This window comes from uncultured Cellulomonas sp. (genome assembly GCF_963527515.1).
Classification (GTDB): domain Bacteria; phylum Actinomycetota; class Actinomycetes; order Actinomycetales; family Cellulomonadaceae; genus Cellulomonas.
Map to the genome: position 1 here is coordinate 1 of NZ_CAURTV010000036.1, position 16629 is coordinate 16629.

Below are 16629 nucleotides of genomic sequence, written 5' to 3' on the forward strand. Positions count from 1 at the left end.
GCGCCGGAGCGCGGCGACGACGACCGGGCGCCCGTGTTCCCGCGCGGCACGTTCGCCCCGGGGACCGGCGTCCCGGACCGCGGGGCCGCCGGACGCCGACCCGGGGCGCTCGGGGACGCCGGGCGTCGGGGGGCGGACATGGCGTCGATTCTGCCCCGGACCGTCCCGACCTGCGTGGAGGTCGGGAACCGTGGCGCGCCGAAGGCCGGCCATCCGAGGATGACCGGCCTTCGAGGGTCGTGCGTCAGGCCGTGAACCGCGGGAAGGCGGAACGACCGGCGTAGCGTGCGGCGTCGTCCAGCTCCTCCTCGATGCGGAGCAGCTGGTTGTACTTGTTGATGCGCTCGCCACGGGCGGGGGCACCGGTCTTGATCTGGCCGGCGTTCGTGGCCACCGACAGGTCGGCGATCGTGGTGTCCTCGGTCTCGCCGGAGCGGTGCGAGGTCATCGTGGTGAAGCCGCTGCGCTGGGCCAGCTCGACGGCGTCGAACGTCTCCGTCAGCGTGCCGATCTGGTTGAGCTTGACCAGCAGGGAGTTGGCCGCCTTGAGCTCGATGCCCTTGCGCAGGCGCTCCGGGTTGGTGACGAACAGGTCGTCGCCGACGATCTGGACCTTGTCGCCGATGGTGGCGACCAGGTGGGACCAGCCCTCCCACTCGTCCTCGGACAGCGGGTCCTCGATGGAGACCAGCGGGTAGTCCTTCACCAGCTGCTCGTAGTAGGCCGACATCTCCTCGTTCGACAGGGCCTTGCCCTCGAACTGGTAGGCGCCGTCCTTGAAGAACTCGGTCGCGGCGACGTCGAGCGCGAGGCCCAGGTCGACGCCCGGCGTGAAGCCGGCCTTCTCGATCGCGATGAGGATGAGGTCGAGCGCCTCACGGTTGCTGCCCAGGCTGGGGGCGAAGCCGCCCTCGTCGCCGAGGCCCGTGGACAGGCCCTTGCTCTTCAGCACGGACTTGAGTGCGTGGTAGACCTCGACGCCGGTGCGCAGCGCCTCGCGGTACGTCGTCGCACCGATGGGGGCGACCATGAACTCCTGGATGTCGACGTTGGAGTCGGCGTGCGACCCACCGTTGAGGATGTTCATCATCGGGACCGGCAGCACGTGCGCGTTGGGGCCGCCGAGGTAGCGGAACAGCGGCAGGTCGGAGGAGTCGGCCGCGGCCTTCGCGACGGCGAGCGAGACGCCGAGGATCGCGTTGGCGCCGAGCTTGCCCTTGTTGGGCGTGCCGTCGAGGTCGATCAGCGCGGCGTCGACGAGACGCTGCTCGGTGGCCTCGAAGCCGATGAGCTCGGGGGCGATCTCGTCGATGACGGCCGCCACGGCCTCCTCGACGCCCTTGCCCAGGTAGCGGGCCGAGTCGCCGTCACGGCGCTCGACGGCCTCGAACGCGCCGGTCGAGGCACCCGAGGGGACAGCGGCGCGGGCGATGGTGCCGTCGTCGAGTGCGACCTCGACCTCGACAGTGGGGTTGCCGCGCGAGTCCAAGATCTCGCGGGCGCCGACGGCCTCGATGCTGGCCATGGGTGCTCCTTCTGAAGCGGGTGGGTTTACGACCTCACCCTACTGGCGTCGACGAGGCCCTGCCGTGGGCCCTTCGACTGGTGGACGAGCGCTCTCAGAGCGCCAGCATGATGTGCTCGACCTGGTCCTTGGCGTCCCCGAACAGCATCGACGTGTTGTCCCGGAAGAACAGCGGGTTCTGCACGCCGGCGTAGCCGGTGGCCATGGACCGCTTGAACACGATGACGCGCGCGGCCTTCCACACCTCGAGCACGGGCATGCCGGCGATCGGCGAGGACGGGTCGTCCAGCGCGGCCGGGTTCACCGTGTCGTTGGCGCCGATGACCAGCACGACGTCGGTCTCCGCCAGGTCGCCGTTGATCTCGTCCATCTCGAGGACGATGTCGTACGGCACCTTGGCCTCGGCCAGCAGCACGTTCATGTGCCCCGGCAGCCGGCCCGCCACCGGGTGCACGCCGAACCGCACATCGACGCCGCGCGCGCGCAGCTTGGCCACCAGCTCCGCCACCGGGTACTGGGCCTTGGCCACGGCCATGCCGTACCCGGGCGTGATGATGACCGTGCGGGCCTCCGTGAGCAGCTCCGCCGCCTCCGGGGCCTTGATCTCGTGGAACTCCCCGTAGTCGACGTCGGACGCCACCACGGTGCCGCCCTCGGCGCCGTACCCGCCCAGGATCACGGAGACGAACGACCGGTTCATGGCCGTGCACATGAGGTAGGACAGGATCGCACCGGAGGAGCCGACGAGGGCGCCCGTGACGATCAGCAGGTCGTTGCTGAGCATGAAGCCCGCCGCGGCGGCCGCCCAGCCGGAGTACGAGTTGAGCATCGACACGACGACAGGCATGTCCCCGCCGCCGATCGAGGCGACCAGGTGCCAGCCGAGGGCGAGCGCGACGACCGTCATGAGCAGCAGCGGGAGCACGCCCCCGGTGGACAGGAACCACACCAGCAGCGCCGCGGACACCACGACCATGGCGAGGTTGATCCAGTTGCGGCCCGGCAGCATCATCGGCGCGGACTTCATCTTGGTGGACAGCTTGAGGTAGGCGACGATCGACCCGGTGAAGGTCACCGCGCCGATGAGGACGCCCAGGTACACCTCGACCAGGTGCGCGGGGTCGGCCGGCTCGGTGAGGAACGAGTTGTAGCCGACGAGCACGGCCGCGAGCCCGACGAACGAGTGCAGGATCGCGATGAGCTCGGGCATCTGCGTCATCTCGACGCGGCGGGCCTGCCACGTACCGGCGGTGGCTCCGACGAGGAACACCACGAGGATCAGCGACGCGGTCACGGCGACGGGCCGCTCGGAGCGCTGCAGGGCGAGCGCGACGGTCGCGGCCAGCGCCAGCACCATGCCGAGCATGCCGGCGAGGTTGCCGCGACGGGCGGTCTCCTGCTTGGACAGGCCCGCGAGGCTGAGGATGAACAGGACGGCGGCGAGGACGTAGACGGCCTGGGCCAGGGAGGTCAGCACGGGGTCAGGCGTCCTTCCGGAACATGCGGATCATGCGGTTGGCGACGAGGAACCCGCCGAACACGTTGACGCTGGCGACGGCGGCGGCGACGACCGCGAGCGCGGTCACCAGGACGCTGTCGTCGCCGATCTGCAGCAGCGCGCCGACCAGGATGATCCCGGAGATGGCGTTGGTCTGGGCCATCAGCGGGGTGTGCAGCGAGTGGCTGACGTTCGAGATGACGTAGTAGCCGACGATCACCGCGAGCACGAAGACGGTGAAGTGGCCCAGGAACGCGGCCGGGGCGAACGAGATGCCGAGCAGGACGACCACCGCCAGGAGGGCGAGGACCACCGACCGGCGCTGGCGTCGTCGGGCCTTGTCCCGCTGTGCGGCAGCCTCGGCCGCGGCGCGCTCCTCCGGCGTGGGACCGGCGACCGCGGCCGGCGCGGCGGAGACCTGGACCGGGGGCGGCGGCCAGAGCAGCTCGCCCTGGTGCGTCACGGTCATGCCGCGCTGCACCGGGTCGTCGAGGTCGAGCACCAGCTGCCCGTCCTTGCCCGGCGTCAGCAGCTGGAGCAGGTGCACGATGTTGGTGCCGAACAGCTGGGACGTGTGCTGGGGCATCCGGCTGGTCAGGTCGGTGTACCCGACCACCGTCACCCCGTTCTCGGTGGTGATGGCCTGCCCGGGGACGGTGACCTCGCAGTTGCCGCCACCGGAGGCCGCGAGGTCGATGATCACGCTGCCGGGCCGCATACCCGCGACCATCGCCGCGGTGATCGTCGTCGGCGCCTGGCCGCGGACCAGTGCGGTGGTGATGACGATGTCCGCGTCCGCCGTCTCCGCGGCGTACATCTGCGCGGTCAGCTGCTCCTGCTCCTGCGTGAGCGCGCTGGCGTACCCGTCGGAGCTGACCGCCTGCTGCGCGGCCTCGGCCTGCACGAACGTGGCGCCCATCGACTCGATCTGCTCGCCGACCTCGGGCCGCACGTCGAAGGCGCGGACGCGGGCGCCCATGCTGCCGGCCGCGCCGATGGCCGCGAGCCCGGCCACCCCGGCGCCGATCACGAACACCCGCGCGGGCGGCGTCTTGCCCGCCGCGGTGACCTGACCGGTGAACATGCCGCCGAAGACCTCGGCGGCCTCGACGACGGCCCGGTACCCGGCCACGTTCGACAGGGTGCTGAGCACGTCGAGGGCCTGTGCGCGGGAGATGCGCGGCACGGCGTCCAGCGCCAGCGCGGTCACCCCGCGCGCGTGCAGCCGCTCGACGAGGGCCGGAGTGGAGGCGGGAGCGAGCATGGCGACCAGCGTCGCGCCCGGTCGCAGCGAGGCGACCTCCGCGTCGGTGGGCGGGTTGACCTTGGTGACCACGTCGCTGGACCAGACGTCCGCCGCGTCGCCCACCGCGGCGCCCGCGGCCTCGTACGTCTCGGGGCGGAAGGTCGCGGCGTCGCCGGCTCCGCGCTGGATCACGACCTCGTACCCGAGGGCGACCAGCTGGGCGACCGTCTTCGGGGTCGCCGCCACGAGCCGCTCGCCTGCTCGACTCTCGGTGGGGATGCCGATGCGCATCGTTGCGGGCCTCCGTGGTCCGTGTCGGGGTGGACGCGCTCATCATGGCGGCCACGGGCAGGTTATGGGGTCGGACCGACCTTCGGCAAGCGCTTTCCTTGCGCCGGTCGGATGATCGGCGGAACCTCCCATATCAGAGTCCGGCCGACGCCTCCCCGGCCCGAAGGTCCTGCTCCCAGGTCGCCGCGGTCCTCCGCAGCGCCCCCTCGGCATCCACGCCCGCGGCCTCCGCCTCGAGCACGAGCGCCAGCAGGCGTTCCCCCAGGCCGTCACCCGTCGGTGCGCGCGCGACGAGGCCCGCACGGCTCGCGCGACCGGCGACCTTCTGCGCCCGGGCCAGCGCCCCCAGCGCGAGCGGGACGCCGTCGAGCGCCGAGGCCCGGCGCTTCTCCGCCGACTTCAGCCGGTCCCACTGCACGTGCACGTCCCCGTCCAGCGGCGCGCCGGAGAACACGTGCGGGTGCCGGCGCACCAGCTTGGCGACCAGGTCCGCGGCGACGTCGTCCACGTCGAACGGGTCGGTCGGGTGCTCAGCGGCGATGCGCGCGTGGAAGACGACCTGCAGGAGCAGGTCCCCGAGCTCCTCGCGCAGACCCGGACGGTCGCCCGCCTCGACCGCCTCCGCCAGCTCGTAGGCCTCCTCCAGCGCGAACGGCACGAGCGACTCGTGCGTCTGCTCGGCGTCCCACGGGCACCCGCCCGGTGAGCGCAGTCGGTCCATCACCGCCACCAGCGCGCGCAGGGCGTCGGGCGACGGCGTCACGAGGACGAGGGCGTCGGCTCCGGCGTCGGCTCCGTGGACCCGTCGTCGACGGGCGCCGCCTGCGGCGCGACCACCCACGGCACCGGGAGGGGCGCGGCGACCTGGTTGCCGTCCTCCAGCGACCCGAAGCGCGGGTTGACCTCGACGTCGAGCTCGCGCAGGCGGGCGTCGATCTCGGCACCGACCGCCTCGGCGTCCGGCAGTCCCTGGAGGTTGGTGAAGGCGATGGAGTAGCGGGCGACGGCCATCGACGGCTCGGTGAACGTCGCCGTCGCGCCGGCGACCTTCTGCTGCACCACCTGCGCGAGCAGGGCGCGGGCCTCCTCGTCCGAGACGCCGACACCCTTCTCCTCGGCCAGCTCGACCACCGTCGGCTCCTGGACCAGCACGGCCAGCACGTTGGTGGTCGTCACCCCCTGGAACCACGGCTCGAGCTCGTCGAGCGCGTCGCGCACGTCCGCGGTGGAGATGGCTGTGCCGTCGACCACGGCAGCCGCGCCGGCCTGCCCCGCGCACCCGGCCAGACCGGCCGTCGTCGTGAGCGCGACCAGCACACCCGCCGCTCGCACACCCACACGCCACTGCACTGCCACCAGGGACCTCCTGCGTCGTCGCTCGTCGATCACGGGTCATCGTAGAGGGCTCGTCGGCAGGTGGGCGCGAACGGGTGAAACCGGCCCGCGAGCCCGTACTCGCGAGTAACGTCCGCCCCGTGCGGGGCATATGTCCGTCTTGCCGCGTCAATCCAGGGGGCGAGACATGAGCGCACCATCGGCCACCGCGAGCCTCGCACCTGCCGCGCACGGCCGCTACGAGCACATCGACGCGCTGCGCGCCCTCGCGGTCATGCTGGTGGTGGTGGCCCACGCCGGGCTGGGCCACGTGGTGCCCGGCGGCAGCGGCGTGACCATCTTCTTCGCCATCTCCGGCTTCATCATCACGCACGTCCTGCTGGTCGAGCGGGAGCGCACCGGCCACTTCCGGGTCAGCGACTTCTACCTGCGGCGACTGCTCAAGCTCGCGCCGCCGTTCCTGCTGGTCATGGCGCTCCCGACCCTCGTCTACTCGACCTGGGGACCGATCGACTGGGGCGCCTTCGTCTCGCAGGTGTTCTTCGGGTTCAACTGGGTCTACGTGCAGGGTCTCCCGCAGATCCTCCCCGGCTCCGTGGTGGTGTGGAGCCTGGCCATCGAGGAGCAGTTCTACATCGTCTTCGCGCTGGTCTGGCTCGCCGCCGCCCGGGTCCGCCGGCGCCTCGCGCTCCTCACCGTCCTCGCGCTGGCCACCGTGGTCGGCACCCTCGTCCTGCGCCTCGTCATCGTCGCCGGCACCGCACCCGCGCTCGCACACCGGCGGGTCTACTACGGCACGGACACCCGCGTCGACGGCATCGCCTACGGCATCCTCGCCGCCGTCGTCTTCGCGCACCTGCGTCACGACCAGGTGAGCCCGCGGGCGCGTGCGGTGATCGGCAGCACGTGGGTCCCCGTCGTCTCCGCAGCCCTCTACCTCGCGTCGCTGACCCTCCGTGACCCGTGGTTCCGCGAGACGTTCCGGTACACGGTCCAGGGGGCCGCCGCCGCGCTGGTCATCCTCTACGGTCTCGAGCGCCAGGACGGCCGGTTCCGCCACGCCCTGGGCACGCTCGCCGGCGCGCGACCCGTCCAGGTGGTCGGTCTGGCCAGCTACAGCATCTACCTGGTGCACCGCGTCGCCGGTCACGCGCTGCGCCCGCTGATCGCGGGGTGGCCGCTGGTGCCGGCCTTCCTGCTCACGACCGCCGTCGGCGTCGCGCTGGGGATCGCGATCTGGCACCTGCTCGAACGGCCCGTCGAGGCCTACAAGACCGCCCTGATGGACCGGCGTCGCCTCGCGCGGACGTCCACCCCGCCGCAGCCGGCCTCCGCCGCCTAACGCACCGTCCCCGCGACGGCGGCCGCGGACACGTCGCCCCGCACGACCGCGTCGATGAGCTGCCGCGCCCACAGCAGGACCTCGCGACCCTGCACCGGCTTCCCGCCGATCCGCGCGGTCATCGGCCACGGCACCAGCACCGTGCGGGTGGTCGGCTTGAGCACCGACCCCGGGTACAGCCGCTTGAGCCGCAGCTGCGCGGACTCGGGCAGGTCGACCGGCGCGAACCGGACGAACTTGCCCTGCGCGGTGACGTCGGACAGTCCCGACGCGCGCACGTGCTGGCGGAACTCGGCCACCTCGAACAGGTTGTCGACCGCCGACGGCACCGGGCCGTACCGGTCGACCAGCTCGGCCCGCACCTCTCCCAGGGCTGCGGCGTCGGGGGCCGCGGCGATCTTGCGGTACGCCTCCAGCCGGAGCCGCTCGTGCGCGATGTAGTCGTGCGGGATGTGCGCGTCGACGGGCAGCTCGATGGTGACGTCCGGCAGCTCCTCCTCCACGTCCCCGCGGAAGTTGGCCACCGCCTCGCCGACCATGCGGATGTAGAGGTCGAAGCCGACGCCCTCGATGTGCCCTGACTGCTCGCCGCCCAGCAGGTTGCCGGCGCCGCGGATCTCCAGGTCCTTCATCGCGACCGCCATGCCGGCGCCGAGGTCGGTGTTGGCCGCGATGGTCTGCAGCCGGTCGTGGGCGGTCTCGGTGAGCGGCTTCTCCGGCGGGTAGAGGAAGTAGGAGTAGGCCCGCTCCCGCCCGCGGCCCACCCGCCCCCGCAGCTGGTGCAGCTGGGACAGGCCCAGCAGGTCGGCGCGCTCGAGGATGAGCGTGTTGGCGTTGGAGATGTCCAGACCGGTCTCGACGATGGTCGTGCAGACCAGGACGTCGAACCTCTTCTCCCAGAAGTCGACGATGACCTGCTCGAGCTGGTGCTCGTTCATCTTCCCGTGCGCCACGGCGACGCGGGCCTCGGGGACGAGCTGCATCAGGCGCGACGCGGTCTTCTCGATCGAGTCCACCTTGTTGTGCACGTAGAACACCTGGCCCTCGCGCAGCAGCTCGCGGCGGATGGCGGCCGTGATCTGCTTCTCGTCGTACGCGCCGACGAACGTCAGCACGGGGTGCCGCTCCTCCGGTGGGGTGGCCAGCGTCGACATCTCCCGGATGCCGGTCACCGCCATCTCGAGCGTGCGCGGGATCGGGGTGGCGCTCATGGCCAGCACGTCGACGTTGGTGCGCAGCGCCTTGAGCGTCTCCTTGTGCTCGACGCCGAACCGCTGCTCCTCGTCGATCACCACCAGGCCGAGGTCCTTGAACCGCACCTCCCCCGTGATCAGCCGGTGGGTCCCGATGACGACGTCGACCGTCCCGTCGGCCAGGCCGGCGACGACCTCCTTCGACTCCTTCGGCGTCTGGAACCGGCTCAGCGCCCGCACCGTCACCGGGAACGCGCTGTACCGCTCGGAGAACGTGTCGAGGTGCTGCTGCACCAGCAGCGTCGTCGGCACCAGGATCGCCACCTGCTTGCCGTCCTGCACCGCCTTGAACGCGGCCCGCACGGCGATCTCGGTCTTGCCGTAGCCGACGTCGCCGCAGACCAGCCGGTCCATCGGGATCGGCTTCTCCATGTCCGCCTTGACCTCGTCGATCGTGGCCGCCTGGTCGGGCGTCTCCACGTAGGCGAACGCGTCCTCGAGCTCGCGCTGCCACGGGGTGTCCGGGCCGAACGCGTGCCCGGCGGTCGCCATGCGCGCCGAGTACAGCCGGATCAGCTCCGCTGCGATCTCCTTGACGGCCTTCTTGGCGCGGCCCTTGGTCTTGGCCCAGTCGCCGCCGCCCATCTTGGACAGCGTCGGCGACTCCCCGCCCACGTACTTGGTGACCTGGTCCAGCTGGTCGCTGGGCACGTACAGACGGTCGCCCGGCTGACCACGCTTGCTGGAGGCGTACTCGATCACCAGGTACTCGCGGGTGGCGGCGTTGGACCCCGTGCCGATGGTCCGCTGGACCAGCTCCACGAAGCGCCCGACCCCGTGCTGCTCGTGCACCACGAAGTCGTGCGGGCGCAGCTGCAGGGGGTCGACCACGTTGCGACGCCGGCTCGGCATCCGGCGCATGTCCCGCGTCGACGTCCCCGCGCGGCCGGTGAGGTCCGCCTCCGAGAACACCGCGAGGCGCAGCTGCTCCGCGACGAAGCCCTGTCCGGCCGGGGCGGGCACGACGAGGACGACGCCACCCTCGGGCTCGTCGGTGATCGTGCCGACCAGCCGCGCCGGCACCTCCGCGGCCTTGAGCTGCTCGACCATCCGCTGCGCGGGTCCGTGCCCCTCGGTGGCGAGCACCAGACGCCAGCCCGCCTGCTGCAGCACGCGCACGTCGGCGACCGCGCGGGCGACCTCCCCGCGGTAGCGCTCGACGTCCCGCGCGGCGATCACCAGGGTCTCCGCGGTCGCCGCGACGTCGTCGGCCATGGCGCTCAGGTGGGGCGCCTCGTTGCGCGCGGCCGTGTGGCCGGTGCCGGTGGCGCCGTCGTAGAAGTCCTCGGGCCGCGCCGCCTCGGCGGCGTCGACGTCGAGGGAGAACGGCGACAGCGTCCACCAGCCGAGCCCGCGCACGGCCCCGAGCGCTCGGACCTCCGCGAACGAGGCGAAGCTCGCCGCCGACAGGTCCAGCGGCGTCGCGGCACCGGCCGCGGCGGACGTCCACGCGGCCTCGAGGAACTCCTGCGTGGTGGCCACCAGGTCGTGCGCCCGGCGCCGGACGCGCTCGGGGTCGACGAGCACGAGCAGGCTGTCGTCCGGCACCAGGTCGAGCACCGGGACCATGTGGTCGACCAGCGCGGGCGCCAGCGACTCCATGCCCTCGACCGCGATCCCCTGCGCCAGCTTGTCCAGCATGTCCACGGCGCCGGGCAGCTGCGCGACCAGCTCGGCTGCCCGCGCGCGCACGGCGTCGGTCAGCAGGATCTCCCGGCACGGCGGCGCCCAGACGCCGTGGTCGGCCACCTCGAGGCTGCGCTGGTCCGCCACCGAGAACCAGCGGATCTCCTCGACGTCCTCGCCCCACAGCTCGACGCGCAGCGGGTGGTCCTCGGTGGGCGGGAACACGTCGATGATCCCGCCGCGCACCGCGAACTCGCCGCGCTTCTCCACCATGTCCACGCGGGTGTACGCGGCCGCGACCAGCTTCTCCGCCAGGTCGGCCAGGTCCACCCGGTCCCCGGTGCCGATGGACACCGGCACCAGCTCCCCGAGCCCCTCGACCACCGGCTGCAGCAGCGCGCGCACGGGCAGCACCAGCACCCGGACCGGTCCCGCGTGCCCCTCGGTCTCCGGGTGCGCGAGCCGGCGGAAGACCGCGAGCCGCCGGGCCACCGTGTCGCTGCGCGGGGACAGCCGCTCGTGCGGGAGCGTCTCCCACGAGGGCAGCACCGCGACGGCGTCGGCCGGCAGGTAGCACCGCACGGCGGCAGCCAGCTCGTCCGCGTCCCGGCCGGTGGCGGTCACGACGACGAGCGGCCGGCCGGCCGCCATGGCGGCGAGCAGCGGCGGACGGACTCCCGCGGGACCCACCACGTCGAGCTCACCGCGGGAGCGGACGTTCTCCACCGCCGCGGCGGCGGCGGGGTCGGCGAGCAGGGCGGGCAGGAGGCCGGTGAGGTCCATGAGGTCCTTCGTCGTTCAGCGAGACACGCGCGGGCATGCCTGCGCGCAGGCGCAGGCAACGCGAAACGCCCCGATTCCAGAGGAGCCGGGGTGCGCGAGAAGTCTACGTCCGGCCGCTGACACGCACCGGCGCCGACGAGTCAGACGGCAGCGGCCTCGGGCTCGCGGCCCTCGCCCAGGAGCTCCAGCGCGCGGCGCAGCTGCGTGGACGACGTGTGCACGGTGTAGGGGAAGTAGACGACGCGGACGCCGACCTCGGCCATGGAGGCCTCGAGCGCCGCGCCCTGCGGGGTCCCGCGCCAGTCGTCGCCCTTGAAGATCACGTCGAACCGCACGTGGTCCCAGGCCTCGCGCTTGGATCCCCACACCTCGGCGACCGCCTCGTCGACGAGCGAGAGGGCCGAGACCACCTCGAGCCGCTCGGCCAGCGGGACCACCGGGTACCTGCCCTTGACGCGGGCCGCGTTCTCGTCGGAGACCACGCCGGCGACCAGCCGGTCACAGTGCAGGCGGGCGTGCCGCAGGATGTTGAGGTGCCCCACGTGGAAGAGGTCGTAGACCCCGGGCGCATAGCCGACGACCGTCATGTGCGTCCTTCCGCTCGACCCGACCGTGGTGCCGAGTCTAGGAAGCCGGGTCCGTATTGTCCGCTGTTCTCCGAAAAGTCACCCTCCGGGGGTGGCGTTCGGCTGAGCGGGCGAAATCTGCCGGGCGGTGGTAGTGAGATGTCCGCATTGGGGTACTTTCGACGTGCTCCCCGGTCCGGCGCTCCCGCCGTCCGCGCCCCCGAGACACCCTGAGGCAGGAGGATCAGCCGATGACGAGAACGGTGCGGATCCTCGGCACGCACGGTGTCCCCGCCGCCTACGGCGGGTTCGAGACCGCAGCCGAGAACGTCGCGCGCCACCTCGTCGACACCGGGTGGCGCGTCGTCGTGTACTGCCAGGAGCAGGGGTCCGGGCCGGTGCGGTACGACACGTGGGAGGGCATCGAGCGGGTGACCGTCCCCGAGCCCCGCGACGGCTGGCTGGGCACGTCCCGGTTCGACCTCAAGGTCGTCCGGCACGCCGCCCGCCACGGGGACCTGTGCCTGACGTTCGGCTACAACACGGCCGTCCTCAACACCTGGCACCGGCTGCGGGGCATCCCCACGGTGATCAACATGGACGGCATCGAGTGGTCCCGGGCGCGGTGGGGGCCGGTGCGCCAGGCCATCCTGTGGACCAACGAGCGGATCGGCTGCCTGGTCGGCGACGCCCTCATCGCCGACCACCCCGAGATCGCGGTCTACCTGCGCAAGCACGCCAAGGACAGCAAGATCGCCACCATCACATACGGCGCTCCCACCGTCGAGTCCGCGCCGACCGCCCCCGTCACCGACCGCGGCCTGGAGCCCGGCCGCTACCTGACGCTCGTCGCGCGTCCGATCCCGGAGAACTCCATCGTCGAGCTGCTGACCGCCTTCTCCCGCCGACCCCGCGGCATGCGCCTGGCCGTCCTGGGGGACGTCGGGCACGACGACCCGTACCACCAGGCGATCCGCGCCGCCGCCGGCGACGAGGTGGACCTGCTCGGGCCGGTGTACGACCCGGCGACCGTGACGGCGCTGCGCTTCCACAGCGCCGCCTACCTGCACGGGCACACGGTCGGGGGGACCAACCCGTCCCTCGTCGAGGCGATGGGCGCGGGCAACCCGGTGCTCGCCCACGACAACGAGTACAACCGGTGGACCGCGGGCGACGCGGCCCTGTTCTTCTCCACGGTCGACGACGCCGACGACGCGCTGACCCGCCTGCTGCAGGACGACGCGCTGCGCACCGCCCTGGCCGAGAACGCGCGGGCGCGGCACGCGGCGGAGTTCACCTGGGACCACGTGGCGGGCCAGTACGCGGAGCTGCTCGAGCGGCACCTGCGGGCCACGGGACGCGCACCGCAGCGTCGACAGGGGGTCGCGGCGTGATCCGCGTCGGCATCGTCGGTCTGGGCAAGATGGGCCTGTCCCACCTCGCCATGTTCAACGCGCACCCGGACGTGAGCGTCGTCGGTGTCTGCGACACGTCGTCCTACGTGCTGTCCGTGCTGGGCAAGAACACGGGCCTGACCACGTTCACCGACTACGACACGATGCTGGAGACGGCCGAGCTCGACGCGGTCGTCATCTGCACCCCGTCGGTCATGCACGGCGCGCAGGTGTCCGCCGCGCTGGACCGCGGCCTGCACGTGTTCTGCGAGAAGCCGTTCTGCCTGGACCCCGCCGAGTCCGACGCCCTGGCGCAGCGCGCCGAACGGCTCGGCCTGGTGACCCAGGTGGGGTACCACTACCGGTTCGTCGGAGCGTTCGAGGAGGTCCGCCGCCTGCTCGACGCGGGCGCCATCGGGACCGTCACGCACGTGCTGGCCGAGGCGTACGGCCCCGTCGTGCTCAAGCCCAAGGGTGGCACCTGGCGCAGCCAGCGGACCGAGGGCGGGGGGTGCCTCTACGACTACGCGGCACACCCTCTGAACCTGCTGACCTGGTACTTCGGGGTGCCCACGGGAGTCAGCGGGTCCGTGCTCGGACGCGTGTTCTCGCAGGAGACGGACGACGAGGTCACCTCCACGCTCCACCTGCCCGGCGGGGCGACCGCGAGCCTGAGCGTGAGCTGGAGCGACGACTCGCAGCGCAAGATGACCACCAAGCTCACCCTGTGGGGCACGCACGGCAGGATCTTCGTCGACCGCCAGGAGGTGCAGGTGTACCTGCGCGACACGGCCGAGGCGCCCTCGGGGTACCGGCACGGCTGGAACGTCCGGTACACCACCGACCTCACGGAACCCGTGTGGTTCTACGTGCGCGGCGAGGAGTACAGCAGCCAGGTCGACGCGTTCGTCCAGCGCGTCGTCACCGGCACGACCAAGGGCGAGAACACGTTCCGGTCGGCGGCCGACACCGACCTGGTGATCGCCGCGATCGTCGCCGACGCCGAGCGGGCACCGACCCCCGTGGGCGGCGCGTCGCCGGTCCAGAAGGCGCCACCGGCCCGTTCCGGGCTCCGTCGACTGCTCCCCCAGCGGTGAGCGCCATGGACCCGCTGCTGTTCGGCGACAACCAGTTCTTCGGCGTGAACCACATGTCGGAGGAGAAGGCGCGCGCCCAGGAGATCAAGTTCCAGGACCTCTCCGCGATCATGGGCGTGCTCGACGCGGCGTTCGACGAGGGCGTCACCACGTTCATGTGCACCACGCACGACCGGGTCGCCCAGATCGCGGACCTGGTGCGCGCCGACCCGGCCCGCGCCGCGGCGTCCACGTTCTACCCGTGCATGCCGTACGCCCACAAGTACGCCAACGCCATGGCCGAGGACGGGATGCTCGGCGCCATCAAGCGCTTCCTGCCGGACGAGGGGTTCCTCGACTCGGCGATGCGCGGCGGCAGGGCGCTGGCCCGCAAGGACGTCGAGAGCCTGATCACCCTGCTGGTCGACGCCGAGATGACCATGTTCCGCGGCCTGTCCACGCCGGTGATCTTCCTGCAGAACGTCGTCGTGGACCTGCTGCTCGGCCTGGGCTTCGACGACGCGTTCGCCATCTTCGCCCACCACGTCCGCAAGCGGTACGGCGCCGAGCCGGGGTTCATCACGATGAACCTGCCGATGCTCCTGGACGTCCTGGAGCGCGTGGGCGTCGAGAACCCCATCGTCTGCTCGAGCATCAACAAGCTGGGCTTCCGGATGTCCGGCGGCATCGCCGAGTACGAGCGGGTGCTCAAGGAGAAGACGTTCCGGCCCATCGCGATGTCCGTGCTGGCGTCCGGCGCCATCCCGCCGCGCGAGGCCCTCGAGTGGGTCTGCGGCCTGCCGAACGTCGAGTCGATCGTGTTCGGCGCGTCGAGCCGGACCAACATCCGCTCCACCCGCCAGCTCGTCGACGAGCTCTGGGCCGACCGGGGCTGACGTGCGCGTCCTGGTCGACGGCTACTGGTGGGCCGAGGGTCCGCTGTCCAACCGGCAGGTCCAGCGGGAGATCGTCCGGCACTGGGTGGACCTGTTCGACGACGAGCTCACGATGGTGGTGCCGCACAAGGCGCTCGACGGCATCGACGCTCCCCGGGGCGTGCGCTGCGTCGGCACGCGGCTGTGGCCGCACGGCGTGGCGTCGGTGGTCGACTACCCGCGGATCGCACGGCGCGTCGGCGCGGACGTGAGCGTGGTGCACAACTTCACGCCGTGGACGGGTCGCAGCGCGGTGTTCGTGCACGACGTCATGTTCCAGACCAACCCGGAGTGGTTCACCCTGCCCGAGCGCGCCTACCTGCGGCTGGTGCCGTGGACGCTGCGCCGGGCGGACGTCGTCGCCACGAGCTCGCACCACGAGGCCGAGCGCATCGCGGCGCACAACCGGGGCATCGCGCCCGTCGTCCCCATCGGGCTCGCGGTCGGCACCGAGCTGGCCACCGCCCGGCCGACGCGGCCCGCCGGGGTGGACGTCGAGGAGTTCGTCCTCAGCGTCGGCCGGCTGAACGTGCGCAAGAACCTGGGCCGACTTTTCACGGCCGCCGCCCGGTCCGGGGTGATCACGCCGACGCGCCCGCTCCTGGTGGTCGGGGAGCCGGAGGGCGCCCGCGCCGACCTCGGGCCGGACGTGCGGGACGCCGTGACGTCCGGCGCGATCCGCTTCCTCGGCCGCGTCGACGACGGCGAGCTCGCGTGGCTCTACGGCCACGCCGACCTGTTCGTGTACCTGTCCCTCGACGAGGGCTTCGGGCTGCCGCCGGTGGAGGCGCTCTCGTTCGGCTGCCCGGCGCTGGTCTCGGACATCCCGGTGATGCGCGAGAACCTCGGCGCGAGCTCCGCCTACGTGGACCCGCTCGACGTCGACGCCATCGCGGCCGCGCTCCAGGCGCCGCCCGTCGCGCCGACGTTCGCCGCGCCCGACTGGGCGGACGTCACACGACGGCTGCGGGCCGCCGTCGTGTCAGCCCTTGCTCCGCAGCTCGCGTGACCAGCGGCGCAGACCGACCACCAGGAACGCGACGTTGGCCAGCAGGAACAGCACGTAGACGGGCGCGAACACCGCCGGCAGGCCGACCAGGAGGAAGGCCACGCAGAGCAGCCCGTAGTCGTTGGGCAGGGTCAGCAGCGAGGCCATGACGGGCGCCTTGGCGGCGATCGCCTCGGCCGACGTGGACGTCGGTCGGCCCCCGTACAGCCGGCGCAGCTGGTCGGTGAGCGTCATGGCGAAGAAGAACACCGTCGACACGACCGCGAAGACCAGGGGCACCAGCAGGAGCGTGTCCCCGTCCCAGGGCCCCACGCGCTCGCCCTCGAACCGGAACCACGCCACCAGCACCGCCAGGTGCACCGACACGTTCTTGGCCGAGTCGACCACGTGGTCGAGCCACTCGCCGCGCGGCGAGCCACCGCCGCGCAGCCGGGCCAGCTGCCCGTCCGCCGAGTCGAACGCGTAGCCGAGGACGAGCGCCACCGAGACCACCACGCCGACCCACAGGACCGGCGGGACGGCGACCAGGAACCCGAGGCCGACCAGCGTGAGGCACGCGCTCACGCCCGTGACCTGGTCCGGCGTCATGCCGCGCAGGTACGCCGCGGCGGCGATCCGCCGCCCGAGCGGGCGGTTCACCCACCGGGAGTAGGCGGGCGCGTTGCGCGACGCCTTCTGCGCGGCCGCCAGCCGGGCCACGACGGCCCGGTAGGTGGGCGCCTGCTCGTGCGCGTCGACCTCGTCCACGTG

13 protein-coding genes are annotated in these 16629 nt (G+C 72.2%); 5 read left to right on the top strand and 8 right to left on the bottom strand.

From position 1 onward, the window contains the following. Positions 1–244: 244 nt before the first annotated feature. The 5 genes from eno to RYN42_RS10550 all read right to left on the bottom strand — a co-directional run bounded on the left by eno (position 245) and on the right by RYN42_RS10550 (position 5916). Positions 245–1525 (bottom strand): phosphopyruvate hydratase, encoded by a 1281-nt coding sequence (gene eno / locus RYN42_RS10530; protein ID WP_315095871.1) that lies wholly within the window; start codon positions 1523–1525, stop codon positions 245–247. A gap of 94 nt (positions 1526–1619) precedes the next feature. Beyond that, on the bottom strand, positions 1620–3002 hold the full coding sequence (pntB, locus tag RYN42_RS10535; protein WP_315095872.1) for a Re/Si-specific NAD(P)(+) transhydrogenase subunit beta: 1383 nt from the start codon (positions 3000–3002) through the stop codon (positions 1620–1622). A 4-nt stretch (positions 3003–3006) separates the two neighbouring features. Beyond that, positions 3007–4560, bottom strand: coding sequence for a Re/Si-specific NAD(P)(+) transhydrogenase subunit alpha (locus tag RYN42_RS10540; RefSeq protein WP_315095874.1), 1554 nt, complete (start codon positions 4558–4560; stop codon positions 3007–3009). Between the two features lie 133 nt (positions 4561–4693). Then, positions 4694–5323, bottom strand: coding sequence for a MazG family protein (locus RYN42_RS10545; RefSeq protein WP_315095876.1), 630 nt, complete (start codon positions 5321–5323; stop codon positions 4694–4696). Continuing rightward, positions 5320–5916 (bottom strand): hypothetical protein, encoded by a 597-nt coding sequence (locus RYN42_RS10550; protein WP_315095878.1) that lies wholly within the window; start codon positions 5914–5916, stop codon positions 5320–5322. Before RYN42_RS10550 ends, RYN42_RS10545 begins: the two co-directional genes overlap by 4 nt. A 166-nt stretch (positions 5917–6082) precedes the next feature. On the opposite strand from RYN42_RS10550, the gene RYN42_RS10555 reads away from it, so the two are divergent. Beyond that, positions 6083–7237 (top strand): acyltransferase, encoded by a 1155-nt coding sequence (locus RYN42_RS10555; protein WP_315095880.1) that lies wholly within the window; start codon positions 6083–6085, stop codon positions 7235–7237. Here the strand turns inward: RYN42_RS10555 and mfd are convergent. Both mfd and RYN42_RS10565 read right to left on the bottom strand, forming a co-directional pair. Then, positions 7234–10899 carry a transcription-repair coupling factor gene (mfd, locus tag RYN42_RS10560; RefSeq protein WP_315095881.1) on the bottom strand — a complete coding sequence of 1222 codons (3666 nt, stop codon included), beginning with the start codon at positions 10897–10899 and terminating at the stop codon, positions 7234–7236. The genes RYN42_RS10555 and mfd overlap by 4 nt on opposite strands. Before the next feature lie 140 nt (positions 10900–11039). Further along, positions 11040–11486 (bottom strand): adenylyltransferase/cytidyltransferase family protein, encoded by a 447-nt coding sequence (locus RYN42_RS10565; RefSeq protein WP_315095882.1) that lies wholly within the window; start codon positions 11484–11486, stop codon positions 11040–11042. Positions 11487–11716: 230 nt separating this feature from the next. On the opposite strand from RYN42_RS10565, the gene RYN42_RS10570 reads away from it, so the two are divergent. From RYN42_RS10570 to RYN42_RS10585, 4 genes are read left to right on the top strand one after another with little or no spacing between them, the layout of a single operon-like run. Beyond that, positions 11717–12859 (top strand): DUF1972 domain-containing protein, encoded by a 1143-nt coding sequence (locus RYN42_RS10570; RefSeq protein ID WP_315095883.1) that lies wholly within the window; start codon positions 11717–11719, stop codon positions 12857–12859. After that, complete coding sequence (locus RYN42_RS10575) at positions 12856–13956, top strand: Gfo/Idh/MocA family oxidoreductase (protein ID WP_315095884.1); 1101 nt, start codon at positions 12856–12858, stop codon at positions 13954–13956. The genes RYN42_RS10570 and RYN42_RS10575 overlap by 4 nt, the downstream gene beginning before the upstream one ends. 5 nt (positions 13957–13961) lie before the next feature. Next, a complete protein-coding gene (locus RYN42_RS10580) occupies positions 13962–14831 on the top strand; it encodes a hypothetical protein (protein ID WP_315095885.1) in 870 nt (289 codons plus the stop codon). A 1-nt stretch (position 14832) separates the two neighbouring features. Then, positions 14833–15879: a glycosyltransferase family 1 protein gene (locus RYN42_RS10585; RefSeq protein WP_315095887.1), complete on the top strand. Its 1047-nt coding sequence runs from the start codon at positions 14833–14835 to the stop codon at positions 15877–15879. On the opposite strand, the gene RYN42_RS10590 is transcribed toward RYN42_RS10585, so the two are convergent. Continuing rightward, a complete protein-coding gene (locus RYN42_RS10590; protein ID WP_315095889.1) occupies positions 15853–16626 on the bottom strand; it encodes a CDP-alcohol phosphatidyltransferase family protein in 774 nt (257 codons plus the stop codon). The two genes, RYN42_RS10585 and RYN42_RS10590, sit on opposite strands and share 27 nt — an antisense overlap. Positions 16627–16629 lie beyond the last annotated feature (3 nt).